At 48.2% G+C, this 24760-nt stretch carries 20 protein-coding genes; 9 read left to right on the plus strand and 11 right to left on the minus strand.

What is annotated here, in order from left to right:
* Positions 1-216 precede the first annotated feature (216 nt).
* On the plus strand, positions 217-1695 hold the full coding sequence (locus tag AAGC78_RS08440) for a M48 family metalloprotease (protein WP_435783732.1): 1479 nt from the start codon (positions 217-219) through the stop codon (positions 1693-1695).
* Positions 1696-1715: 20 nt separating this feature from the next.
* On the opposite strand, the gene AAGC78_RS08445 is transcribed toward AAGC78_RS08440, so the two are convergent.
* From AAGC78_RS08445 to AAGC78_RS08455, 3 genes are all read right to left on the minus strand, one after another.
* Positions 1716-4283 carry an EAL domain-containing protein gene (locus AAGC78_RS08445; protein ID WP_435783623.1) on the minus strand — a complete coding sequence of 856 codons (2568 nt, stop codon included), beginning with the start codon at positions 4281-4283 and terminating at the stop codon, positions 1716-1718.
* Between the two features lie 191 nt (positions 4284-4474).
* Positions 4475-4696, minus strand: a complete 222-nt coding sequence (locus AAGC78_RS08450) for a SlyX family protein (protein ID WP_435783624.1) — start codon at positions 4694-4696, stop codon at positions 4475-4477.
* A gap of 17 nt (positions 4697-4713) precedes the next feature.
* Positions 4714-5898: a serine hydrolase domain-containing protein gene (locus AAGC78_RS08455; RefSeq protein WP_435783625.1), complete on the minus strand. Its 1185-nt coding sequence runs from the start codon at positions 5896-5898 to the stop codon at positions 4714-4716.
* A 109-nt stretch (positions 5899-6007) separates the two neighbouring features.
* On the opposite strand from AAGC78_RS08455, the gene yciH reads away from it, so the two are divergent.
* The 8 genes from yciH to AAGC78_RS08495 all read left to right on the plus strand — a co-directional run bounded on the left by yciH (position 6008) and on the right by AAGC78_RS08495 (position 15269).
* Positions 6008-6337, plus strand: coding sequence for a stress response translation initiation inhibitor YciH (gene yciH / locus AAGC78_RS08460; protein WP_435783626.1), 330 nt, complete (start codon positions 6008-6010; stop codon positions 6335-6337).
* A gap of 2 nt (positions 6338-6339) precedes the next feature.
* Positions 6340-6561 (plus strand): DUF3820 family protein, encoded by a 222-nt coding sequence (locus AAGC78_RS08465; protein ID WP_049629270.1) that lies wholly within the window; start codon positions 6340-6342, stop codon positions 6559-6561.
* 203 nt (positions 6562-6764) lie between these two features.
* A complete protein-coding gene (locus tag AAGC78_RS08470; protein ID WP_435783627.1) occupies positions 6765-7301 on the plus strand; it encodes an energy transducer TonB in 537 nt (178 codons plus the stop codon).
* A gap of 112 nt (positions 7302-7413) precedes the next feature.
* Positions 7414-7737: a rhodanese-like domain-containing protein gene (locus AAGC78_RS08475; RefSeq protein ID WP_435783628.1), complete on the plus strand. Its 324-nt coding sequence runs from the start codon at positions 7414-7416 to the stop codon at positions 7735-7737.
* A 68-nt stretch (positions 7738-7805) separates the two neighbouring features.
* A complete protein-coding gene (locus AAGC78_RS08480; protein ID WP_435783629.1) occupies positions 7806-8852 on the plus strand; it encodes a helix-turn-helix transcriptional regulator in 1047 nt (348 codons plus the stop codon).
* Between the two features lie 142 nt (positions 8853-8994).
* On the plus strand, positions 8995-10221 hold the full coding sequence (locus AAGC78_RS08485) for a serine hydrolase domain-containing protein (RefSeq protein ID WP_435783630.1): 1227 nt from the start codon (positions 8995-8997) through the stop codon (positions 10219-10221).
* Positions 10222-10323: 102 nt separating this feature from the next.
* Positions 10324-12861 (plus strand): YgiQ family radical SAM protein, encoded by a 2538-nt coding sequence (locus AAGC78_RS08490; RefSeq protein ID WP_435783631.1) that lies wholly within the window; start codon positions 10324-10326, stop codon positions 12859-12861.
* 173 nt (positions 12862-13034) lie between these two features.
* Positions 13035-15269 (plus strand): bifunctional serine/threonine-protein kinase/formylglycine-generating enzyme family protein, encoded by a 2235-nt coding sequence (locus AAGC78_RS08495; protein WP_435783632.1) that lies wholly within the window; start codon positions 13035-13037, stop codon positions 15267-15269.
* 67 nt (positions 15270-15336) lie between these two features.
* On the opposite strand, the gene AAGC78_RS08500 is transcribed toward AAGC78_RS08495, so the two are convergent.
* The 8 genes from AAGC78_RS08500 to AAGC78_RS08535 all read right to left on the minus strand — a co-directional run bounded on the left by AAGC78_RS08500 (position 15337) and on the right by AAGC78_RS08535 (position 24723).
* Complete coding sequence (locus AAGC78_RS08500) at positions 15337-16284, minus strand: acetyl-CoA carboxylase carboxyltransferase subunit alpha (RefSeq protein WP_435783633.1); 948 nt, start codon at positions 16282-16284, stop codon at positions 15337-15339.
* A 223-nt stretch (positions 16285-16507) separates the two neighbouring features.
* Positions 16508-20041, minus strand: coding sequence for a DNA polymerase III subunit alpha (gene dnaE, locus AAGC78_RS08505; protein ID WP_435783634.1), 3534 nt, complete (start codon positions 20039-20041; stop codon positions 16508-16510).
* A 24-nt stretch (positions 20042-20065) separates the two neighbouring features.
* Positions 20066-20692 carry a ribonuclease HII gene (gene rnhB / locus AAGC78_RS08510; protein ID WP_435783635.1) on the minus strand — a complete coding sequence of 209 codons (627 nt, stop codon included), beginning with the start codon at positions 20690-20692 and terminating at the stop codon, positions 20066-20068.
* Entirely contained in the window at positions 20692-21837 is a 1146-nt protein-coding gene (gene lpxB, locus AAGC78_RS08515) for a lipid-A-disaccharide synthase (RefSeq protein WP_435783636.1), read from the minus strand. The genes rnhB and lpxB overlap by 1 nt, the downstream gene beginning before the upstream one ends.
* Positions 21838-21912: 75 nt before the next feature.
* Positions 21913-22683: an acyl-ACP--UDP-N-acetylglucosamine O-acyltransferase gene (gene lpxA, locus AAGC78_RS08520; protein ID WP_435783637.1), complete on the minus strand. Its 771-nt coding sequence runs from the start codon at positions 22681-22683 to the stop codon at positions 21913-21915.
* A 33-nt stretch (positions 22684-22716) separates the two neighbouring features.
* Positions 22717-23154 carry a 3-hydroxyacyl-ACP dehydratase FabZ gene (gene fabZ, locus AAGC78_RS08525; RefSeq protein ID WP_435783638.1) on the minus strand — a complete coding sequence of 146 codons (438 nt, stop codon included), beginning with the start codon at positions 23152-23154 and terminating at the stop codon, positions 22717-22719.
* A 29-nt stretch (positions 23155-23183) separates the two neighbouring features.
* Complete coding sequence (gene lpxD, locus AAGC78_RS08530) at positions 23184-24209, minus strand: UDP-3-O-(3-hydroxymyristoyl)glucosamine N-acyltransferase (protein WP_435783639.1); 1026 nt, start codon at positions 24207-24209, stop codon at positions 23184-23186.
* 19 nt (positions 24210-24228) lie between these two features.
* Positions 24229-24723 carry an OmpH family outer membrane protein gene (locus AAGC78_RS08535; RefSeq protein WP_435783640.1) on the minus strand — a complete coding sequence of 165 codons (495 nt, stop codon included), beginning with the start codon at positions 24721-24723 and terminating at the stop codon, positions 24229-24231.
* Positions 24724-24760 lie beyond the last annotated feature (37 nt).

The following is a 24760-nucleotide window of genomic DNA, read 5'->3' on the forward strand; positions in this document are numbered from 1 at the left end:
TCACTCATAAAAGCACTGGCTGTGTAAATCCAGACACTCTGGCAATCCATCAAGCGGATATATTCGGGTACTGATCGAACCGGATATAAGGCTTATGGTCTTAAAAGGTTGCTAACCTAGTCTTTAAGCATCAAAAAGGCTAGAGTTACGCCCTATTTTTTTGCCCAACAGGCAAATTCGAGCGCGATCCCGCAGGAGTCAATCAGTACCGTGTCCATGTCTTTTCATCGCTGTATTTCAACCTTGACCCAGCGCCTGCTGGCGCCTGCCGGATTAGTGCTACTGCTCCTCGGCGGCCTTATCGCCAACCCTTACAGCAGTCATGCAGAGGTGGAATTGCCCAATCTTGGGGATACCAGTTCGATCATGATTTCACCGGTGCAAGAGAAGATCCTCGGTCAGCGCTGGCTAAGAGCCTATCGCAGCCAGGTTCCAACATCATCCGACCCGTTGATCATCAGCTATTTGGAAAACCTGTTTGGCCAATTAATACCCTACAGCCAATTGGATGAAAAGCGGGTGGATCTGGTTGTCGTCGAAAATAACACGCTTAACGCGTTTGCGGTACCCGGAAACATCATCGGGGTACATACCGGCCTACTGATGTACGCCAAAACCGAGAACCAACTGGCCGCCGTTCTCGCCCACGAAATGGGCCACTTGAGCCAGCGCCACTATGCGCGCCGGTTGGAACAGCAGAAGAAAATGATGATGCCGATGCTCGCCGGTATGCTCGCCGGTCTGGTATTGGCCGCCAATAGTAATAGTGATGCAGGTATGGCCGCGATTATGGGAACCCAGGCCGCCGCCCAGCAAGCGTCTTTGGCATTCAGCCGTCAAAACGAACAAGAAGCCGACCGGATCGGTATGCAGACCATGGTTCAAGCAGGACTCGACCCCCATGCCGCGGCCGATATGTTTGAGGAAATGGTTCGCGCGAATCGCCTGAACCGCCGCCCGCCGGAATACCTGCTTACCCACCCTGTGAGTGAAACTCGTGTGGCTGACGCCCGCAACCGCGCCCAGCAATACCCACGAGTACCTGCGGCAGACGATATGGAATTCCAACTGATGCGCACCCGCGTACGGGTAGAAGCGGAGGAAACACCCCAGATCGCCGCCAGAATGTTCAAAAGCGAGCTGGACAAGGACAGCAGTAATCCCGATGCCAGCCGCTACGGTTGGGCAATGGCATTATCTGAAGCGAGCCAATTTGATGCCGCCCGCGATGCCCTCGCCCCACTGCTGGAAAAAGAACCTGAGCGCATCACTTACCAAATCATGCGCGCCGATATTGAAATCTCTGCAGAGCGTTATAAAGCTGGCCTGGAGATTCTGGAAACACAATTAAAAGCGAATCCGGATAACTATCCATTGATCATCCGTCATGCAGAAGCCTTGATGAAGGCGGGAATTTACCAACAATGCGCCGACATTTTGGAGCGCTATTCGCGCAAACGCAGCAACGATGATTACGTGTGGTATTTGCTTGCAGAAGTGAATGGTTTGGCAGGAAATATTCTCGGTGTACATGAAGCGCGCGCTGAATATTTTATTTTGAACGGTATTTATGACCGCGCACAAATCCAGTTACGCAACGCATTAAAACTCACCAAGAATAACGCTTATCGCACCGCCTTGATTGAAGAGCGTTTGAAATATGTAGAAGCACAAATGCGCAACGAAGGTTTCTAATCGTTAAGGAGCGGCCATCATCAAGATGTCTGCTTGATCCACCCGGATTCAACAATCCACTCATCCGCATTAATCACCGCCATCGGCCGACCAATAAAATATCCCTGCGCCTCATCGCACCGCATTTCACTCAAGCGCGCGAGCAAGGCTTCGTTTTCTACGCCTTCGGCTACCACAGTTAAACCCAAATTGTGCGCAAGATGGATGGTGGAATTGACAATCAACTCGTCCTGCAGATCTTCCAGCATATTGCGCACAAACGAGTTATCAATCTTCAAGGTTTGCACTGGCAAGCGCTTGAGATACGCCAGCGACGAATACCCCGTACCGAAATCATCAATCGCCAAATGCACCCCCAATGCGTGCAGCGCATCGAGATTACGCAACGCGCGCGTTGGATCAGTCATGATCGAACTTTCAGTAATTTCCAGTTCGAGTCGCGATGCAGGCAATTGGTATTTGGTCAGCAATCGCTCCACCAATTTGGTGATATTGTCATCCATCAAATTACGCGCTGATAAATTCACCGCAATACTCAAAGACATACCTTGGTCTTGCCAGCGACGACACTGCTCAATTGCTTTTTCCAATACCCAGGCAGTGAGCTGGTGAATCAAACTGGTTAATTCGGCGATAGGAATAAAATCACCGGGCGGAACAAAACCTAACTCGGGATGAATCCAACGGATTAACGCCTCAAAACCGTAACAGCGTTTTTCGTTCAGCAATACTTTGGGTTGGTAATACAAACACAATTGGTTTTCGCGAATCGCACGCCCCAACTCACTCACAATTGCGAGTCGTTTAGTGGAGTGCGGATCATATTCAGGGCTGTAAATCGATAAGCCCAACATCTGCCCTTTTGCGTGGTACATGGCAATATCGGCATAGCGCATCAGCGCGTGATGATCCTGCGCTTGCTGTGGTGATATCGCAATCCCGATACTCGCGGAAATTTGTGTAGTAAAACCATCCAGATCAAATTCTTGTGCGAGCGCATCCAACAGCCGATGCCCAAACACCACCGCTTGATGCGTACTGCGGATGCGCGGCAAAAACACCGCAAATTCATCGCCACCTAAACGCGCCACCGTACCAGGCACTTCAGACATTTCATTCGCCAGTCGCGGGCCGATCAATTGCAATAAATGATCACCCACGTTGTGACCAAGGGTATCGTTAATTTCTTTAAAACGATCCAGATCAATTAATAACAGCGCACTGATTTGATCAGCACTGCGCTGCTCAAAGCAGGTTTCCATATCAAGATATAATTTCTCGCGATTGGGCAATGCCGTTAGTGAATCATGGAATGATTGGTAGCGGAGCTTTTCTTCGTAGCGTTTGCGTGCGGTAATATCTTTGGTGGTGCCCCACACACGTTTTAGATAGCCATCTTCCACTATGCCGGTACAGCAAATCTGGAAATAATAATTTTTGCCGCGATGATCCTGTCGCACTATATCGTGGTCGATCATTTCGTAATTGTTATTGATAAAATAATGGATATCGAACACATAATTGGTTGAGCCGCTTTCCATTAGCCCCATGCCCAATATGTCGTCCAGCGAGTCGGCACCCAGCATATTTAACAGGACTTTGTTTGCTTCAACCAGGCGCGCACTGCGGGCAATTTTTTTGACTTGCTCTTCCAACTCCAACTGCACCGGCACAGCAGGCAGCATGTCGTAACACCAAATGGCCTCCGAGCTATTGGTGATAAACGCTTTGTAACTCGCCTCGCTTTCTTGCAACGCATCGCGCGCACTTTTCTCACGCGACAAATCCTGCAGTTGAATCAACACCCGTTCAGTGTTGCCCTGCCGGTCGCGGATCGGCAAAAAACTTGCGCGGAAATATAAATTCTTATCGCAAATAAAACGGCTGCGATGAATATTACCCAGCGAGTAATTCATCTCAATAGTTTGAATTTCCCCACGATCATACACAGCACGTAGCACAGCCCCTAATTCCGGATCTGAACTGGCGCGCTTATCGCGCAGCACTGAATAAAAGCCTGCCGCGCTCTCTGCCTGGCGATGGGTTAAATGGAACAAACGTTCCATCGACTGATTCATATGCAGAATGATGCCGTGTTTATCCGTGATCACACTCGGGATCGGATTTTCGGCAAACAGGCCGGATAAAAATTGCAGCGCGTGCTCATCGCTGGTGTTTGCCAACCAGTGGCGCACACTGATCACCATACCTTCGAAACGACGAACAGATTTATCGGCTCCCGCTTGCAAACGCCCGACAAAACGCACACGCGGTTCGCCCGTCAGGCCAACCAAACGCACATCGCATGAACGCAACCGGTCAGTGTCTTGATCCAGATGATCGGAATTAAACGATTGGAGAAAAAGGTATTTATCGGCGTTTGGTAACAACGCCATCAAATCAGAAAGGGATGATAATTCAGGAGCAGGGTCAGCCAAAAATTCAAATAGCTCCGCAGAGATATTCATCTCTCCGGTTAAAACATCCATGTTCCAAGACGCAATGTTGGACGCACCCAACGCGCTTTCGATAGCGAGTTCACCCGACAATTGGCTTGTCGTTCCACTCGTTGAACTGGAGTGCTGCATAGTGAAAAGTAGCCCCATACCAAAAAAGACTTATCAAGCTCACAGTGTAGACAAGAATTTTTCAGCTGCGCCTGAATACGCACTTTGGCAGGTGTTATTCTGTTTAATGGTAATTGATGCGCCAATTTGTGGGGCAAAGACGTCAAAAAAATGGCCGGCCAGCTCGATAAAAAATCAGCCAACTACCTCCGTCAATAATGCGGCGGTCGTTCATTGGTGATTTCTGTATCCCCACCTTGCGCCGGATCGCGCGCCAATTCATCCAACCGTTGGGCCAGCAAACGTACTTGCTGTTTCAGCTGAACTATCTCGGCGTCCTGCTTCGTAATCACATCATTTAATTGCGCCAGCGTATCTTCCTGATAGGCAACGCGGGTTTGTACATCAATTAATTGTTCTTCAATGTCAGACATTTTCCTGCTCACCTTTTTTATTTAAGGACGGTATAAGCCGCATCGATCAAACGCACAGCACGCTCGTCGATCAATAAGCCCTGCCCCATTCGATGGGTCACGTAACCAAAACCCAATTGATGGTCGGGATCGGCAAAACCAAGGCAGCCGCCCGCGCCTGGATGGCCAAACCCGCGCGCACCGCGACCGTAGCGACAATCAGCGCGATCGTGCTGCGACAACATAAATCCGTGACTAATCCGCAAAGGCAGTCCGAGAGTGCGATCATCGGTAAAGGTTTGTTCTTGCCAGCACAATGGCAGCGCGGACGCCGCTAATAAATCTGTATCCACCTTTGCCAGTTCGCCATAGACAGTCGCTAACGCGCGCGCATCTGCATGGGCACCGGCCGCCGGGATTTGCGCCTGGCGCCATTCATGGGAATTAGTGGCGGTCATCAAACTAATGGGATTGGAAAACGCACGATTGGTGACGCCACGCGGATCGGCTTTCATTAATTTCCCCAGCGCGATGCTATCGGCTCCGGTTGAACTGGCAGCAGCACCCAACGGACGTTTTAGCGGGCCGGTATCAGCAATTGCATCCAGCAAATTATCAGGCACACCAAAGTGACAATTCACTCCCAACGGCTGGGCCACATGCGCTTGGAAATACTCGTTAAAACTATTGCTGCCGCTCGCGCGCTTGACCAGCTCACCGAGAATCCAACCAAACATAAATGGAGAATAACCTTGCGCGGTGCCCGGCTCCCACCAGGGAGATTCCGCCGCTGCCGCTTGCGTAATCGCCGCCCAGTCAAAAATCTGCTCATTCGCAATATGCTGGTGAAATGCCGACATACCGGCGCGATGACACAGCAATTGGCGCAGCGTGATTGCTTCTTTGTCAGCCTGTGCAAACTCCGGCCAGATAGCCGCGACTGGTTCATCCAGATGCAATTTTCCTGCAGCCACTAACTGCAAAACACACAGCGCGACCATACCTTTGCCGGCCGAAAAAATATTGACCAGTGTGTCTTCACTCCAATCAACGCGTTCAAGCCCAGCCAACTTATTACTGCGCTGACCCGCCCATGCATTCACCACCAATTCACCGCGATGAACCAGCGCAATACCCGCGCCCTCCTCACCCTGCGCGAAATTAGCGGCGAATGCATCGATAAGCGGTTGCCATTGCGGCGCCCATTGGCCATTCACTGTCATAGTTCGATCCCGTAAATTCACTGCTGTGAAAGATTGTCGAAAAAAGTTGCGCGCATTCTACCAGTGCCCGAGGTTAGAATTGGCAGCTTGTTTCCTGTGAGCTGCCACCATGAGCAAAGACAAAAACTCCCGCCTCGTTTATTCCACCGAAACCGGTCGGGTGAAAGAAGAAAAACCCGTTGCGAGCATCCCGCAGGGTGATGGCATAGTCCGCATCCGCCGCGAGACCGCTGGGCGCAATGGCAAGGGTGTGACCACAGTTACCGGTGTCCCGCTCGATGAAGCCAAATTAAAAGACCTCGCCAAAGCCTTGAAAGTTACCTGCGGTGTCGGTGGCTCGTTGAAAGATGGCGTGATTGAAATCCAGGGCGACCAACGCGACAAACTCAAGGCCGAGCTGGAAAAACGCGGCTTCACCGTGAAGTTGGCGGGCGGCTGATCATGGACGAATTCCCCTTTGATCCGCAGCTGCTAAAAGAGCTGGTCACTACTCCCATGCCTTACGGCAAATATGCCGGCCATGTAATTGCCGATATCCCCGAACATTATCTTATGTGGATGGGCCGCGAAGGCTTTCCTAAAGGCAAGCTCGGCCAATTGCTTGGGCTGATGTATGAAATTCGCTTGAATGGGTTGGAGCCACTGCTTAAACCTCTGCGTTAATCCGATGTATGCCGGTATGCAGTTCAAGACCCGCCGTAAATCCATCCATGGAGGCTCATCTTCGACATCCATGTCTCAGATGGTCTTGAACTGCATACCGGCACACATCTACCCTCACCGCAGGTCAATCACTGGCCTATTTTTTGCAAAACCCCTGTCAACGCATTTAAACCGCCGTTTTTCTGACAGAGGGGCATTACCAAATGGATAACGAGCTTTTTCTACAACTAACTGACACTTCCCTGAAAATTGGCTTGGGCGCCTTGATTGCCGCCGTTACTGCGTGGATTGTGCTGCGCAAAGGGAATAACCAGCCGGGCACCAGCGCGCGCGACAACCGCCGCCTGCAGATTCTGGAAGAGGTATCCACCCAGGTGGGAACCGTTACCCACATTTTCGCCAAATATTCGTCACTGGTGGTGGAGTCGATCCAATTCGGCGACCGCTGGCCGCAGGCGCGCCGTATCGAGCTGGATGCGGTAAATACCGAGTTGGTAGCCGAATTTAAGAAGCTGGCCGAAGCAGAAGCCAAATTGTTGATGCTGGGTGAGAAGAATCTGGAGCGCAGCCTGCGTTTGTACGGCGCCAAGATTGCCGTTTACCGCAAGCAGGTTTACATCGGCCGCAAAGATATTTCGCTGGAGCAAATTACCGCACTGAAAAACACCATCGTGCAAGTGCGTGAACAGTTCTACGATATGCTCAGCCGCAAATACGACAGATTATTGGCGAGCGCTTAATCGCTCCAGAGCCAAAATCCAACGCCCCTCCAACTACGCCCGCATTGCGGGCGTAGTTGTTTCTGATGGCTATAAACGTTATAAAACTGGAATACCTCAACGGGAGATTGCTATGCTGCGCAGCCTAAATTACTTACTCATTACAGGTTTATTGTTGATCATGTCCACCCTCGCCCACGCAAACGAAATTTGGATTGATGTCCGCACCGCCGACGAATTTAACGCTGGTCATCTTGAAGGTGCCGCCCATATTCCCTACGAGGAAATCGCTGCGCGCATCAGCGAAGTTACTACCGACAAAGATGCGACCATCCACCTTTACTGTCGCTCCGGCAACCGCTCGGGTATCGCCCAACAAACCCTGCAAGCCATGGGTTTTAAAAATGCAGTGAATGAAGGTGGATACGAGGCGCTGCTGCAACAGCAAGCAAAATAATCAATACACTGCGGCGCATACAATAATAAGCATCATCATAAGCGCCACAATAAGCACTAAAGGACAGCATGCTTACCTCGATTGATTTTTTTATTCGCTACGCCTGCATCGGCCAGCTATTTTTGCTGGCCATTTTATTTCTGCAGCAATCCCGAGGGCAAAAATTAGCGGCTATTGAGCGTATTGCACCCATCGTACTTCCTATTTGTTTTGCTGCCTTCCTGTTGCTTACCGCTCCCTTTTCTCCACGCCCTGAAGGGCTGACCCGCAATATCTTGCTAGTGCTGACGGATGCAACGCCCTTTTTTATTTGGTGGTATGGCCTGCATCTGTTTGATGACAATTTTCGGAACTCACATTGGCCGAGCTGGAGTAAGCTCGCTGTAGGTTTGCTCGCACTCTGGCACTGCTATTATTTTCTGGTATTGGATGGTTTTGGTCCTTATCACGATCTCAATCATTTGGTGGGACTAGTCCTGATGCTGCATTTGATCGTATCAGTGCTGCGCAGCTGGAGTGACGATTTAATTGAGCAGCGGCGTCATGCACGGGCGTGGTTAGTGTCACTGCTAGCACTGTATTTTGTGGTACTGGCGCTTGTTGAGTTGAGCAATAGTGGTTTGAATCGCAATCATGTATTTATGCTGATTACATCCATCTTGTGCCTGGTGATCAGCTCCGCAACGGTATTGATGATTTTTAATCACCAAACAGCATTTACCCTGCAACCCACTCATTCATTAACAGCAGAAAATCCCGAGCCACAGAATGCGAATCCAGCAGGGTCCGCACTTTATGCACGGTTGCAAGATTTCATCGCCGAACAAGGTTACCTGCAATCGGAGTTATCGATTACACAGCTCGCACAACAATTACATTGCCCCGAACATCATTTGCGCAAACTCATCAACCAACATCTGGGCTACACCAATTTTGCTGCATTCCTTCATCATTACCGCGTCGCCGAAGCACGTAAACGCCTCACAGAATCCGATTTGCCCGTGTTATCCATAGCGCTTGATTTGGGTTACGGTTCAATTGCGCCGTTTAATCGTGCATTTAAAGATATCACCGGTGAAACACCAACTGCATACCGCAGCAGCAAACAAGGATGAAATTCACTCAAACACTATAAGTTTCATAAAAACAGCTGCGCATTTTCAAAAATGATCAGCTTTTTTTGAATTCGATAAGATTTTCACCCGCGTTTTAGCCACTTTGTGCCAGTTCTAAAAACAACTCACAAGGTGTGTATCTATGCTTCGCAAAACAATAATCACGACGGGCGTTCTCGCTATATTTATTTGGTTTAGTTGGCCGATCTACCAATACTTCGCCTATGAAGGCAAAGTCCCTATGTTTTTTCCGACCGATTTTGTCTTGCCGGAATCGACACCCCAATCGACGAATTTCGCAGCTCACCCACAATCGCAAGCAGCATTGGATTTGCTCACGCAACATAAAACCAATATCCATGCTCCCGCGATTTCGGCAGCAGTCGCTATCGATGGACAGATCGTTTGGGCAGGAGCAGTAGGCTGGGCCAATATCGAGCAGAAAATACCGGCAACTGCAGATACCCAATTCCGCACCGGCAGCACCGCCAAAGCATTAACAGCAACACTGCTCGCTAAAATGGTTCAGGCAGGAAGAATCGATTTGGATAACCCCATCGCGAACTATCACGCGAATTTACCTAACGAAAGCTGGGGCAAACTCACACCCCGGCAACTCGCCTCACACACCAGCGGCATACCCGATTACATCGACAACACTGGCGACTGGTGGGGCTTTTATCATTTAGCAGCGCTGAAAAAACGCTACATATCGGTAGAGAAATCACTAGAGGTGTTTGACGGCAGCGACCTGCTATTTGAGCCAGGTAGTCAGTTTCACTACGCCACCTTTAACACAGTATTACTCAGCGCAATTCTGGAAGCGGTAGCAGGCGATACTTATCTGAAAACGATGCACAGGGAAATTTTTGCTCCCCTCAATATGAAGGCGACCGATGCAGAACACGAAGCCAACGGGAGCAGCAGGCTCGCTGATTTTTATTGGAATGACGATGGTCGCTACCCAAATTTTCGCCGCTGGCAAACGGTTGACTTGAGCCACCGCCTCGCGGGCGGAGGTTTCATCTCTACTCCATCCGACTTGGTAAAGCTCGGTTCAGCCTGGCTAGATGATGATTTTATCCTGCCAACCACTCGCGAGTTATTCTGGCAACCACAAACACTAAAAGATGGCAGCATCAATGAGAATAATTATGCGCTCGGCTGGCGCTGGGCCGATTACGAAGACGAACAAGGAAAACTCTACAATACCAATCACGGCGGCGTATCGCGCGGCTCACAATGCTGGCTGATGGTGATTCCAGCGCAGAATATGGCCGTGGCCGTTATGATCAATTCCAATGTCGAGGAGTTTTGGGACTTCGGGCGAGTGAGCATTCCGCTGGCACGATTGTTCTCACAGCAATAGATCGATACGAATCCGAGCGGCTATTTCCCAAAAAAGCCTACTGCCATTCCCCTATTTCTGGGACAATAGCCGCCTGATTCTTACCCAGCGCAGTACCCAAGCATGAGCAACACCGCCAAACACCTGTTTTCCTATACAAAACCCAACATCCACGCGCAGGCGAAGACCTATAAGCCCGCGCCTTTCCTGCCTATGAGCCGGCAGGAAATGGATAAATTGGGTTGGGATAGCTGCGACATCATCATCGTGTGTGGCGACGCCTATGTGGATCACCCTAGCTTCGGTATGGCGGTGATTGGCCGCTTTATGGAATCACTGGGCTTTCGTGTGGGTATCATTGCCCAGCCCGATTGGAAAAGCGCAGAGCCGTTTAAAGCACTGGGCAAGCCCAACCTGTTTTTTGGTGTAAGTGCGGGCAACATGGATTCCATGATCAACCGCTACACCGCCGACCTGCGTATGCGCTCGGACGACGCCTACACTCCCGGCGGCCAAGGTGGTAAACGCCCCGACCGCGCCGTGACTGTGTACAGCCAGCGCTGCAAAGAAGCTTACAAAGACGTGCCGATTGTGCTTGGCGGAATCGAGGCCAGTTTGCGCCGTATTGCGCAATACGATTACTGGAGCAATGAAGTTCGTCGTTCGGTATTGATCGATGCGACCGCTGACATTTTGCTGTACGGCAACGCCGAGCGCGCCATCGCCGAAATTGCGCATTCGCTGGCGGCAGGAAAAAGCATTAAAGAAATGACCAGCATTCGCGGCACAGTGGTTATCAAAAAAGAAGCGCCTGCTGGCTGGACGGAAATCGATTCAACCCGCATCGATTGGCCGGGCAATATCGATAAGCTGCCAAACCCTTACGAGTATCAACACAATTCAAAATCCGTTGTGGATGCAGCGCAAGCTGACATCAACAATTCGCAGATTGGTTTACGCCAGCTCGATCCGGACAAAATGGCCGAGCAAATTGCTGCATTAAATCCGGAAGCCGCAGATCAATTAAAAACGCAAGGCTGCCCTGCACAGGGAATCGAAAGCGAAAAAGTGCTCGATCCTAATGAGCCACAACCGATTCGCATTATTCCTATGCCACTGCAAAATCGGAGCGATCTGGTTGATAACGAAAAAGTCTACGTGCGTTTACCGTCGTTCGATAAAGTGCGCAAAGATCCGATTTTGTATGCACACGCCTCGCGGGTTTTGCATCAGGAAGCGAATCCGTATAACGCGCGCCCGATGATCCAGAAACATGAGAACCGCGAAGTTTGGATCAACCCACCACCGATTCCGTTGGAAACCGATGAACTCGATGGTGTATTTGATTTGCCTTACGCGCGCGTGCCACATCCGGTTTACGGCAAACAAAAAATTCCCGCGTACGACATGATTAAAACGTCAGTGAATATCATGCGCGGCTGTTTTGGCGGCTGCACATTCTGTTCAATCACCGAACATGAAGGGCGCATTATTCAAAGCCGTTCGCAAGAATCAATTCTGAAAGAAATTGAAGATATCCGCGAAAAAGTACCGGGCTTTACCGGACACATTTCTGATTTGGGCGGCCCGACGGCGAATATGTATCGCCTCACCTGCAAAGATATGCCGACGCTAAGTAAATGCCGTCGCTTATCGTGCGTACATCCGACAATTTGCAAAAACCTGACTACCGATCATAAACATACAACGAATTTGTATCGCGCTGCGCGCAAAGTTAAAGGTGTAAACCGGATTTCAATTGCATCAGGTTTGCGTTATGACTTAGCCGTGCGCGATCCCGAATATGTAAAAGAGCTAGTCACGCATCACGTTGGCGGTTATTTAAAAATCGCGCCTGAGCACACCGAAGATAATGTGCTCGCGCAGATGATGAAGCCCAAGATGACGAGCTACTACGACTTCAAACGTATGTTCGACAAGTTCTCGAAAGAAGCAGGCAAGGAACAATTTTTAATTCCGTATTTTATCGCCGCTCACCCCGGCACGCGCGATGAGGATATGCTCAACCTTGCGCTCTGGCTAAAGAAAAATAATTTTGAAGTGGATCAGGTACAAACCTTTTATCCATCGCCCATGTCGCTCGCGACTGCGATGTATGTGAGTGAGCGCAATCCGCTGAAAAAACTTACCTACAAGAGTGGCAAGATTAATATTCCGCGTGGATTAGAGCAGCGTCGTTTGCAAAAAGCGTTACTGCGTTATCACGATCCAGCTAACTGGCCGATTATCCGTGAAGCGCTGCGCAGCATGCGCAAGCCACACTTAATCGGCAACAGCGCTTCCGCGTTGATCCCGGATGAGAAAGCAGATGTACGCCCTAGCGGACGAGGACACAACCCCAATGCGCGCGGTGGCAAACCGACTGGCAAACCCGGTTCAGGTAAATTCACTAGCAAGTCCGGCAATAATCAGACGACCAGCACTGCGAGTAAACCTGCAGCAAAAGCCTTTGGTGATAAGTTTGAAAGCGCAAAAAAATTCAATGCGCAAACGACTGCTAGCAAGACAGCAACCAAGCCAGCAGGATCATCTGCGAAAAAAGAACTCACTGGTAGCAAAACCAGTAAACCGCAGCACAGCAATAATCGCCCTGCCGGAAAAAAACCGCTTGGTAAACCCGGCAGCCCGAAAAACCGTTAACACTCGAAGCAAGTGTTAGTTTAACTCGCCAGCAAATAGACACCGCGAGAAAAAATGAATGCAGCACAAAAGGATTTGTGCAACCCAGCCAGTTTATATTCAGCAATCTCCGTTAAAATCAATCCTACGATCATCTTCCCGCTTACCCGAAAAAATATGACTTACTGATTAAGATGCAAATTCCTGGCTACACCATCATCAAAAAGATTAACAGCGGCGGTATGGCGACTGTTTATCTTGCGACACAACACAGTGTCGGGCGTACAGTTGCATTGAAGGTGATGAAACCCGCCCTTGATAAAGACCCGGAATTCCATCAGCGTTTCCAACGCGAAGCTAATATCGTCGGGCAGTTATCCCACCCCAATATTATTCCTATCTACGACATAGGTCGGCACGAAGAATTAAATTACATCTCAATGGAGTTTTTGCCCAAGGGATCATTGGAAGAAAAAATTCGCAAAGGCATCAACATCGAGAGCGCACTCAAAGTGACTCTTGGAATTGCAGCAGCGTTGGAGTGGGCGCATAGCAAAGGCTATGTGCATCGTGATATCAAACCGGAAAATATTCTGTTTCGCGAAGATGATTCACCAGTGCTTACCGATTTTGGTATAGCACGAACGATCAAATCGAAAGTGAATATGACGCAGGTCGGAACTATAGTCGGCACGCCCAACTATATGAGTCCCGAACAAGCAAAAGGTGAGCAAAGCGATGGCCGTGCAGACTTATACAGCCTCGGTGTAGTCTTATTTGAAATGCTCACCGGTCAAAAACCCTTTCATGCCGATAGCTCACTCGCATTAGGGATAAAGCATATTCATGAACAAGCGCCTAAGTTGCCATCGAATTTATTTTTCCTGCAACCTGTGCTGGATAAATTGCTCGCCAAAAAACCGGAACAACGTTTTCAAAGCGCAAAAGAATTAATAACAGAATTGCAATTACTCGATGGCAATTCACTTTTGCTAGGAGGAGCGCCCGGAAAGACATCATCGCTACAGTGGCTAAAAACGTTAGGGCTTCTGCTTAAACAAGACGCAAGCTTACTCACTCACAAGTTGTCCAGACATTACAAAACAGCAAAGAATAAATTCAACACGAAAGCCAAAGAGCAACCAATCATTTCTGCTCCTGCTTCACAGCACACTCTCATCGCAACACGCATAGCGTCTGCACCGTTAATTGATAACGACGCATCAAGCAATACATCCAACCACGAGATTTTTGCTGACAACCGCCACAAGCGTTACTGGGTTTACAGCTCAATAGTCGTGCTATTTATTTTCATTATCGCCAATAATATTGTGCCTCCCGAATCGAATGCAGATACAGCATCGCGCTGGGAAACTTTGATGGGGAATAAAAAGACGCCAGCTAAGGATACGAGTACTACAGAAGAAGAATCACCACTGGCATTCACCGTAACGCCCTCACCTGCAAGTGCGCGCATCCGCATTCTCAACATTAAAGAAAAATACGCACCGGGAATAATGCTTCCGTCCGGAGCTTATCACATTGAAGTTAGCCACCCGGGTTATACAACCAAAACCAAATGGATCAGGTTAAATGAAAAAAACCAGATCCTGGATGTCGCTTTGCAAAAGGCGGTGCAAATAACTGACCAAGCTCAATTACCTCTTCCGGAGATGGTGCAATTAGCTGGCGGTAATTTTTTAATGGGAAACGCCAACAGTACCGACGAGAATACAACCAAGCCGGTTAGTATCGAAAGTGATTTTTTGATTAGTCGCTACGAAATTACCTTCAATGAATACGATTTTTTTGCGTTGGCAACCAATCGCGCCTTACCTGATGACATGGGTTGGGGACGCGGTGAACGCCCAGTTATTAATATCAGCTGGGATGATGCAATTGCCTACGCTAACTGGCTGAGTAAAACTACCGGGAAAAATTATCGCCTGCCCACTGCCGCCGAATGGGAATATGCCGCACGCGGCAATACTACTGGCAGCTATTGGTGGGGCAATAATAAAGATGACGCACCCGAGCGGGCAAACTGCCGTTACGGTTGTAAATCCTTGTGGGGAAGTTTTTTAAATAATGAAACACGTGTGGTGGGTAGTTTTCCGCCCAACGATTTTGGCATTCACGATACTGCGGGAAATATTGCCGAATGGATTAATGATTGTGCCGATAAAGTTGCAAGGCAAAGTTGTTTAAAACGCGCGGTGCGCGGCGGGTCATTTGTCAGTAATGTCGAATCAATTACCGCTTATTCACAGATAGCATTTACGGCAAGCAAATCGCGCAAATCCATTGGCTTTCGCTTGGCGCAAGATATTCCGCAACAGCAAATACGCGATGCAGTCCAAAGCGGACAAAAACCTCGTCGCCGCAGTATTTTCCGGGATATTTCCGACAGCATCTTTAATCGCGATTAATATGCACAACTCGCAGGCATAAAAAAACCGCTGATTTTCATCAGCGGTTTTTTTATGCTATTCGTATTTAATTACCGTAGCTCATCAAGCGCTGGTAGCGGCGCTCCAGCAGAGCATCAATCGGCTCTTTGCTCAGGCGATCAACCTGTGCAACCAAACGCTCTTGTAACTTTCTCGCCATTTCATCGGTATTGCGATGGGCACCACCCAATGGCTCAGGAATGGTTTCATCAACAATTCCCAACTCTTGCAAAATTTTAGAAGTAACACCCATCGCCTGCGCAGCCTCTGGCGCTTTGGCAACAGTCTTCCAAATAATATTGGCGCAACCTTCAGGAGAAATAACGAAATAAGTGGAGTATTGCAACATGTTCAAATGATCGCCTACACCAATCGCCAAAGCGCCGCCGGACGAACCTTCACCAATTACGGTACAAATAATCGGGGTGCGCAAACGCGACATCACGGCGAGATTTTGTGCGATAGATTCAGAGATCCCACGCTCTTCCGAGTCGATACCAGGATATGCACCGGGAGTGTCGATCAAAGTCAGGACTGGCAGCTTGAACCGCTCAGCCATTTCCATCAAACGCAAGGCTTTGCGATAGCCTTCAGGGCGCGGCATACCGAAGTTGCGCATCACTTTTTCATGAACAGTGCGGCCTTTCTCTTCGCCAATAACCATTACCGGCTTGCCATCCAAACGCGCTACACCACCAATAATTGCATGGTCGTCACCAAAGTGACGGTCGCCGTGCAGCTCATCAAATTCAGTGAAGATGCGCGAAATGTAATCCGAGGTGTAAGGGCGCAACGGATGACGGGCAACTTTTACGATATCCCAAGCAGTCAGCTTGGAGTAAATAGTTTCGGTCAGCTTGGTGCTTTTTTCGCGCAACTTGGCGACTTCATCGGCAAGGTTCACATCGGAACTATTGCCAACCAGTTGTAATTCTTCAATCTTGCCTTCGAGTTCGGCGATGGGCTGTTCAAAATCCAGATAATTCAGATTCATAGCTAGCTCTTGATCCGGGTAGGAAACTACCATTTTGACTTGTAGGGTGAGTGCAACAGTCTGGCTTTCGGCGACATTTTAGCCAAAATAGCAGGAGGCACAATTGGGTCGCTACCTTACGCGAAATAGGCGGTTTAGTCGATCTTTTCCAGTGAAAATGAGGGTATATGCCGCCTGATTTGCCCGTTGACAAGAGGCAAAATGACGGCTTTCACCCTACTCATCAATAGACCAACTTAACCTTGCTACTGCCGTAATTGTCGCGCAAACGCTGCAACAATTCGTCTTCCGGACGAATATTCCAATCGCTACCAAAGCGCAACTGGGCGCGGGAGTCGCTACGCAGGTAATCGACGACTATGGCACAACGAGCATCTTGCTGGGGCGATTGACGATAAGGATCAAGCATTTCACCCAGCTCCCGTGAAAAACTCGCGGGTAAAGCACCCGACTCCAACTCAAGCCAGAGTTCGCGCACCTTTTCCTGCCGCACATCAGCCAGCAGGCGGATGTTATCGGCACTCATTTTTAACATGCCGCTAAAGTCGTCGTAGCGCACTTGGCCGCTGATCACCAACAAGCCATCTTTCGATAATACATCGCGCGAATTATTGAAGGTCTCGGCAAACAAGGTGATATCCATGCGTCCAGTGCGATCATCAATAGTCAAAATTGCCATATTGTCGCCGCGCTTGGTTCGCACTACGCGCTGGGAAATTACCAGGCCAGAAATTGTCTGGGTGCCCTTGTCCGGCTTCAGGTTGGCAATGCGCGAACTAACCAAATGTGTTAACTCACTTTCATATTCATCAATCGGGTGACCGGTGAGATATAAACCAAGCGTCTCTTTCTCAGAGTTCAAGCGCTCTTTCATTGTCCAGGTGCGAACACGACGGAAATCGCTGTACACATCTGCGCTCGAATCATCGCTTGCAATCACAGAACCAAATAAATCCATCATGCCTGCATTAGTATTTGCCGTTGCTTGCTCAGCCGTTTTTACCGCCTCACTCATGGCAGCAAACATCACCGCGCGATCGTGATCAATATTGTGTTGTGGTGTATTGAATGTTGGCCCCAAATTATCGGCTGCACCTGAGCGGATAATGGCTTCCATTGCACGCTTATTTACTTTGCGTGAATCAACGCGCGCGCAGAAATCGAATAAATCTTTAAACGGACCGCCTTCACTGCGCGCAGCAATAATCGATTCAACTGGCCCTTCACCCAAGCCTTTAATCGCGCCCAATCCGTAAATAATTCGGCCTGCATCATCAACCGTAAAATGAAATTCACCGGAGTTAACATCGGGCGGTAACAACTTTAATTTCATCGTGCGACATTCTTCGATAAAGGTAACTACCTTATCGGTTTTATCCATGTCCGATGACATGGTTGCCGCCATAAAATGCGCAGGATAATGTGCTTTTAGCCAAGCAGTTTGATAAGAAACAATGGCGTAAGCCGCGGAGTGGGATTTGTTAAAGCCGTAACCCGCAAATTTTTCCACCAGATCGAAAATTTTAATCGCTAGCTCAGGATCAACACCCTGGTTTTTTGCGCCCTCTTCAAATACCGAGCGCTGCTTTGCCATTTCTTCCGGTTTTTTCTTACCCATCGCACGGCGCAACATGTCCGCGCCGCCCAAGGTGTAACCCGCCAGTACCTGCGCAATTTGCATTACCTGTTCCTGGTAAACAATTACACCGTAGGTAGGTTCTAACACTGGTTTTAATGTGTGATGTTGAAATTTTGCATCGGGATAGGCGACTTGCGCGCGACCGTGCTTACGGTTGATAAAGTCATCCACCATGCCCGACTCCAACGGACCGGGACGAAAAAGTGCCACCAATGCAATCAGGTCTTCAATATTGTCTGGTTGTAAGCGCTTAATCAGATCTTTCATGCCGCGGGATTCCAACTGGAATACCGCTGTTGTTTCTGCGCGTTTCAACAAACCAAATGTTTTTGAATCATCAAGTGGAATTGCACTGATATCGAGTGGGGCTTCGCCTTTTTTAACGCGCTGTTTATCAATCATAATGCGCGCCCAATCGATAATCGTGAGCGTGCGCAAACCAAGGAAGTCGAACTTCACCAAGCCCGCTTCTTCTACGTCACCTTTATCAAATTGAGTGACGAGGCCACTGCCCGTTTCATCGCAATACAATGGCGAGAAGTCAGTTAATTTGGTTGGCGCAATTACTACACCACCGGCATGCTTTCCAACGTTACGCGTTAGGCCTTCAAGCTGTACCGCCATCTCCCAGATTTCACCAGCATCACCATCTATCTCAATAAATTCTTTGAGCTGTGGTTCCTCTTGTAGTGCTTGCGCAAGTGTCATCCCCGGTGTGGGAGGAATCATTTTGGAAAGTTTATCGGCGAGGCCGTAAGATTTCCCTTGCACTCGCGCCACATCGCGCACTACCGCTTTTGCAGCCATGGTACCGAAAGTGATGATCTGGCTAACCGCATCGCGGCCGTAGTTATCCGCAACGTAGGAAATAACTTTATCGCGATTGTCCATGCAGAAATCGATATCGAAATCGGGCATGGAAACACGTTCAGGATTCAAGAAACGCTCAAACAGCAAGTCGTATTCAAGTGGATCAAGGTCGGTAATTTTTAGCGAATAAGCAACCAGCGAACCCGCACCCGATCCCCGCCCCGGGCCTACAGGAATGTCGTGATCCTTGGCCCACTGGATAAAGTCCATTACGATAAGGAAATAACCAGGGAATCCCATCTGGTTAATAATATCCAATTCAAAATTCAAGCGATCTTCGTATTCTTTGCGGCGCTCAGTGTAATTCGCGGCAGACTTATCCAGAATTCGCTCAAGTCGCAACTCCAAACCTTCATGGGAGATTTTGCGAAAAAATTCGGCTTCGGTAAGACCTTCGGGAACCGGATATTCAGGCAAAAAATATTTACCCATCTGAATATTGATGGTGCAGCGTTTGGCAATTTCAACTGTATTGGCAATTGCTTCAGGAATATCGCTAAACAACTCAGCCATCTCTTCCGCTGAGCGTAAATATTGTTGATCGCTGTAACGGCGCTCACGACGAGGGTCATCAAGTGTGCGCCCTTCACCGATACAAACCCGCGCCTCATGCACTTCAAATTCGCTCGCTTTTAAAAAGCGCACGTCATTGGTTGCCACTACCGGACAATGTAATTGTGATGCTAAATCGACTGCCGCGTGCAAATGATTTTCATCGTTCTCCCTGCCAGTGCGCTGCAACTCCAGATAAAAACGATCAGGGAAATCGCGCATCCACTCTTGCAATAACTCAGCAGCTTGCGGTGTTCTGCCGCCCAGCAAAGCCATACCCACATCACCCAGTTTTCCGCCAGACAATGCAATAACACCTTCACTGTGCTCACAAATCCATTCGCGCTGAATGTAAGCTGCGCCCTGCTGCTGCCCTTGTCGCCAGCCGCGCGAGATTAGCTCAATAATATTTTTATAACCCTTGTCATTCATCGCCAATAAAGTGATGAGAGTAGGCTTACCTTCACTGTCGTTACTTGCAATCCAAAAATCACTACCAGCTATAGGTTTTACACCCGCACCTTGTGCAGCCTTGTAAAATTTTATCAGGCCGTAAAAATTCGTTTGATCCGTGATCGCACAGGCAGGCATATTTAATTCTGCCACACGTTTAACCAACGACTTAATTCTCACCAAGCTATCGCTCAGCGAGAATTCGGTATGCAGACGCAGGTGCACAAAATTAGCAGCAGGCATAATAATTTCTTAAGATGATGTAAATTAAAACAGCGCGATTTGTTCGATCTTGGCTCGCACAGGTGCGTAGGATGTACGGTGTATTGGTGTGATTCCCAATCTATCCAGTGCATCCATATGCACCTTGGTCGGATAGCCTTTATGATCAGCAAAGCCATAACCTGGATACACTTTATCCAACTCAATCATTTCACGATCACGCGTGACTTTTGCGAGGATTGAGGCAGCGCTAATCGCTGCGACCCGACTATCACCTTTCACAACGGCCTCTGACGTGTATTTCCATTTTGGCAATTTATTGCCATCAACCAACACATGCTCCGGCTGAATATGCAGGCCTTGTACTGCGCGAGTCATTGCCAATAAACTGGCTTGTAAAATATTGATGCTATCGATCTCCGCCACTGACGCACGTGCGATGTACCAACTTTTTGCTTTCAATTGGATTTCGCCAAACAATTGCTCGCGTTTTTTCTCAGTAAGCTTTTTGGAGTCATCCAAACCCAAAATCGGATTTTCAGGATCGAGAATAACTGCGGCAGCGACCACGTCGCCAGCTAAGGGGCCTCGCCCTACCTCATCACAACCAGCAAAAAATACCCCTTGATAAACACTGACAAATGGTTCAAACACAGAAGCACCTACTAACATTAGTTTTTGTGGATTAATCGAGCTACAGCCTCTGCAGCACGTGCGCTAGCGTCACGCTTTAATTCAACGTGCATTTGCATGAAGGTTTCGCTCAATGCTGATGCTTCATCGGGATTTTCAAAATAATTCATCACTTCAGCACAAAGTGCTTCTGGTGTAGCTTTATGCTGGATCAACTCAGGCACAAGTGTTTTTTGTGCGAGCAGATTGGGAAGCGCAAGCCACGGAGTTTTCACTAACCAGGATAAAATTCTGTAGCTAATAGGTGCCACAATATAAGCAACAACCATTGGCTTTTTCAGCAACAATGCCTCTAAGGCTACAGTTCCCGATGCAAGTAACACCACATCCGCCGCTGCTATAGCGTCGTGGGAATGGCCATTAATCAATTCAATCGGAAAATCCACAAAATCATTTAATTCTATATGCAGCTGGCGGTAGCGATCAGGGCTAGCCGCTGGAATGATAAATTGCAGGCTTGGATCTTGTTCCAGACAGTGCACAGCTGTGCGCATGAATAATTCGCCCATGCGTTCAACTTCACTTGCGCGGCTACCCGGCAACAAAGCGACTATACGACCTTCTTCTGGCAAACCTAATATTTTGCGCGCGGCAAGCTTGTCTACCGCAAGTGGAATTTCATCCGCGAGATGATGACCAACAAACTCCACAGGTACATTGTGCTCATGATAAAACTTCGCCTCAAATGGCAATAGTGTGAGCATTAAATCTACTGCTTTTGCAATTTTAAAAATCCGTTTTTGTCTCCAAGCCCATACGGAGGGGCTGACGTAATGAACGGTTTTAATTCCTTTTTCTTTAAGGGATGCTTCCAAAGGAATAGTAAAGTCAGGCGAGTCAACGCCAATAAATACTGAGGGTGGATTGGCAATAAAGTGTTCGCGTAAAAATTTACGTATCCGCAATAACTCCGGGAGTCGTTTTAAAGGTTCAATCAACCCCATCACGGCCAAACGGTCTTGTGGAAAATAGGAATGAAAACCCTGCGCCAGCATACGTGGCCCACCAATCCCGGAAAATTCTGCGTTTGGAAAGTGTTTGCGCAGCTCTTGCATCAAGGCTGCGCCGAGAATATCTCCGGAGGCTTCTCCGACAACAATACCTATATGTATGTGATCAGACACTCAGCCCTCCGGTTGTTATTGCATTTTTAGTGAGAGACCTGTGCGGAGAAATCGCACAGTGGATCGAACGAATAATTAACGAACTATTCCGCGTGTAGATGTGTTTAAAGAATCAATTAATACCTGTAATGGCGGGCAATCTGCTGACTGTGGTTGCAATTCGATTAATGCTTCATCCAAGGTGAGGCCACGACGATAAATTGTTTTATAGGCCTTAGTCAGCACATTAATATCTTCTTTAGTAAAACCTCTGCGACGCAGGCCTTCCACATTGATATTTTTTGCTTCTGCCGGACTACCATTGACCATTACGTACGCGGGGACATCCTTACCAATCGCGGTTCCCATTCCAGAAAAACTGTGGGCGCCGATTTTGCAAAATTGATGAACCAAGGTGAATCCGCTGAGAATTGCCCAGTCACCAATATGGACATGACCTGCCAGCGCCACATTATTCACCAGAATGCAGTGGTTACCAATTACGCTGTCATGTCCCACATGTACATAAGCCATCAACAAATTATGATCACCAATAGTAGTCTCTGCACGATCTTGAACCGTACCACGATGGATAGTTACACCTTCGCGAATAATATTATGATCACCAATCACAAGCCGCGTTGGCTCACCTTTGTATTTCAGGTCAGGGGTATCTTCACCAACAGTTGAAAATTGGTAGATCTGATTGTGCTTACCGATAACAGTCGGACCTTTCAATACAACGTGCGACGCAATAACGGTTCCTTCACCGATCTCGACATCGGGTCCAATAATTGTCCATGGACCGACTTTCACATCCGCCGCAAGCTTGGCATTAGGATGAACAATTGCAGTGGGATCTATCAAAATAATTTCTCGCTAATTTAAGGCTAGTGCGAATTAAACTTTGCGATCAGCGCAGAGAATAGTGGCAGATGCTGCCAACACACCATCAACACTGGCTTTACATTCAAATTTCCAAATACCACGTTTCTCAGAAATAACACGAGACTCCAATTGCAAGCGATCACCCGGAATAACCTGACGCTTGAAACGAACATCATCTACCCCCGCAAAGAGATAAATAGAACCATCCTGTGGTTTTTTGTTCATGGTTTTAAAGCCCAAAATCCCTGAAGCTTGCGCCATAGCTTCAATAATCATTACACCGGGAAATACAGGACTCTGGGGAAAGTGACCATTAAACACTTCTTCGTTAACGGTAATATTTTTGTACGCAATAATTGACTCGCCCTCAATCAATTCCACAACACGATCCACCAACAAAAATGGATAGCGATGCGGAAGATATTCGCGAATTTCGTTAACGTCCATCATGGTACAAACCCCAAGCAATCAATGAAAATTTATTCCGCACCATAAGTGCGTTCAAGTTTTATTAAACGTGTAGCTAATGCATCTAATTGGCGAAAACGTGCTGCGTTTTTACGCCAATCTTTCGTCGGCGATATTGCTGTCCCAGACGAATAGGAGCCCGGTTCAGAAATAGACGCCGACACCAAAGACATAGCAGTGATATGCACGTTATCAGCTAAGACCAAATGTCCGGCAATACCCACTGCCCCGGCGATAGTACAACCAGCTCCAATTGTAGTACTGCCAGCGATGGCTGTATGTGCCGCTATCGCTGTATTTCGCCCAATGCGAACATTGTGGGCTATTTGAACCAGATTATCGATAATTACACCATCATCAATAACCGTATCATCCAATGCACCTCGATCTATACAGGCACACGAACCAATCTCCACCCTACTACCAATTTGTACGCTTCCCAGTTGATGGATTTTAATCCAGCTACCAGCATTGGGAGCGAAACCAAAACCGTCTGCTCCAATTACACAACCGCTGTGGAATAAGCAATCGGAACCAATGGTAATGCCATGATAAATACTGACATTAGCTGCCAGCTGGGTGCGCTCGCCAATAACACTATCGTTACCAACGTAGCAGCCAGGCCCAATGATCACACCATCACCCAAAGTTACGCCCTCACCCACTACTGCATTCGCACCGATAGAAACGTTTTTCCCAAGAATAGACTCACTCCCTACAACGGCAGTTGGATGCACACCTAAAGGAGTATCGCGACGAAATTCAAATAGCGCTGAGAGACGAGCATAGGCAAGGTAGGGATTTTTGACTATTAGCTTATTGCCTGGAAACTCGTCGGCGAGAGTAGCATTAATCAATACTGCGCCCGCTTTGGTCGATGACAAGTGCTTTTTATACGCTGGATTAGCGATAAAAGTCAGATCAGTAATATCAGCAGATTGTATAGAAGCAAGCGCTCTTATTTCCTGTTGTGAATTGCCATGTAGCTCAGCATCGAGCAGTTGTGCCAATTCTGACAGCAGATAAGAACGCTTCATTATGCAAAAAAACCTGAGCTTACTTGGCTTTGTTGAGCAGTTCTGTAACTTTTGGCGTCAAATCGTTTTCTGGTTTTGACATCATTACTGCTTTTGCATCAATAATCATGGTGATCTTTTCGGACTCAACGAGTTGCTTAACGGCAGCCTCCATTTTAGGTCCAAGCTCTTGCATGATTTGTTGCATCAATGCTTGTTGTTCAGTCTGCAATTTTTTGCCCTGAAATTGATAATCTTGTCCGAGGCTTTGCAGTTTCTTTTCTTTTTCTGCAACTTGCTCTTTGCTCCACACAGCACTGTTTTTCTGATACTCAGCTTGCAATGCCTTAATGTCGGCCGCCAAACCATCCAGCTTGGTTTTAGCTGCCGCAAATTCTGCACTTTTTTGCAGTTTTTCAAATTTAGCTTTTGCTGCAGTAGTACCCATTACTGCGCCAGTAGGATCGAGTACTACTACCTTACCCTGGGCCCAAGAGACAGCAGACATTAATGACAATGCAACTACTGCAAACATTTTTTGTGTAACAGTCACAATCTATTCCTCTTTAAAT

This window comes from Cellvibrio sp. (assembly GCF_039207905.1).
GTDB lineage: Bacteria > Pseudomonadota > Gammaproteobacteria > Pseudomonadales > Cellvibrionaceae > Cellvibrio.

Coding starts and splice junctions, on each gene's coding strand:
- AAGC78_RS08445 (WP_435783623.1), bottom strand. CDS start 4,283: ATGCAGCACTCCAGTTCAACGAGTGGAACGACAAGCCAATTGTCGGGT.
- AAGC78_RS08480 (WP_435783629.1), top strand. CDS start 7,806: ATGCTTACCTCGATTGATTTTTTTATTCGCTACGCCTGCATCGGCCAG.
- rnhB (WP_435783635.1), bottom strand. CDS start 20,692: ATGTTAGTAGGTGCTTCTGTGTTTGAACCATTTGTCAGTGTTTATCAA.
- AAGC78_RS08450 (WP_435783624.1), bottom strand. CDS start 4,696: ATGTCTGACATTGAAGAACAATTAATTGATGTACAAACCCGCGTTGCC.
- AAGC78_RS08475 (WP_435783628.1), top strand. CDS start 7,414: ATGCTGCGCAGCCTAAATTACTTACTCATTACAGGTTTATTGTTGATC.
- AAGC78_RS08495 (WP_435783632.1), top strand. CDS start 13,035: ATGCAAATTCCTGGCTACACCATCATCAAAAAGATTAACAGCGGCGGT.
- AAGC78_RS08535 (WP_435783640.1), bottom strand. CDS start 24,723: ATGTTTGCAGTAGTTGCATTGTCATTAATGTCTGCTGTCTCTTGGGCC.
- AAGC78_RS08485 (WP_435783630.1), top strand. CDS start 8,995: ATGCTTCGCAAAACAATAATCACGACGGGCGTTCTCGCTATATTTATT.
- AAGC78_RS08440 (WP_435783732.1), top strand. CDS start 217: ATGTCTTTTCATCGCTGTATTTCAACCTTGACCCAGCGCCTGCTGGCG.
- yciH (WP_435783626.1), top strand. CDS start 6,008: ATGAGCAAAGACAAAAACTCCCGCCTCGTTTATTCCACCGAAACCGGT.
- dnaE (WP_435783634.1), bottom strand. CDS start 20,041: ATGCCTGCTGCTAATTTTGTGCACCTGCGTCTGCATACCGAATTCTCG.
- fabZ (WP_435783638.1), bottom strand. CDS start 23,154: ATGATGGACGTTAACGAAATTCGCGAATATCTTCCGCATCGCTATCCA.
- AAGC78_RS08500 (WP_435783633.1), bottom strand. CDS start 16,284: ATGAATCTGAATTATCTGGATTTTGAACAGCCCATCGCCGAACTCGAA.
- lpxD (WP_435783639.1), bottom strand. CDS start 24,209: ATGAAGCGTTCTTATCTGCTGTCAGAATTGGCACAACTGCTCGATGCT.
- AAGC78_RS08470 (WP_435783627.1), top strand. CDS start 6,765: ATGGATAACGAGCTTTTTCTACAACTAACTGACACTTCCCTGAAAATT.
- AAGC78_RS08490 (WP_435783631.1), top strand. CDS start 10,324: ATGAGCAACACCGCCAAACACCTGTTTTCCTATACAAAACCCAACATC.
- AAGC78_RS08455 (WP_435783625.1), bottom strand. CDS start 5,898: ATGACAGTGAATGGCCAATGGGCGCCGCAATGGCAACCGCTTATCGAT.
- AAGC78_RS08465 (WP_049629270.1), top strand. CDS start 6,340: ATGGACGAATTCCCCTTTGATCCGCAGCTGCTAAAAGAGCTGGTCACT.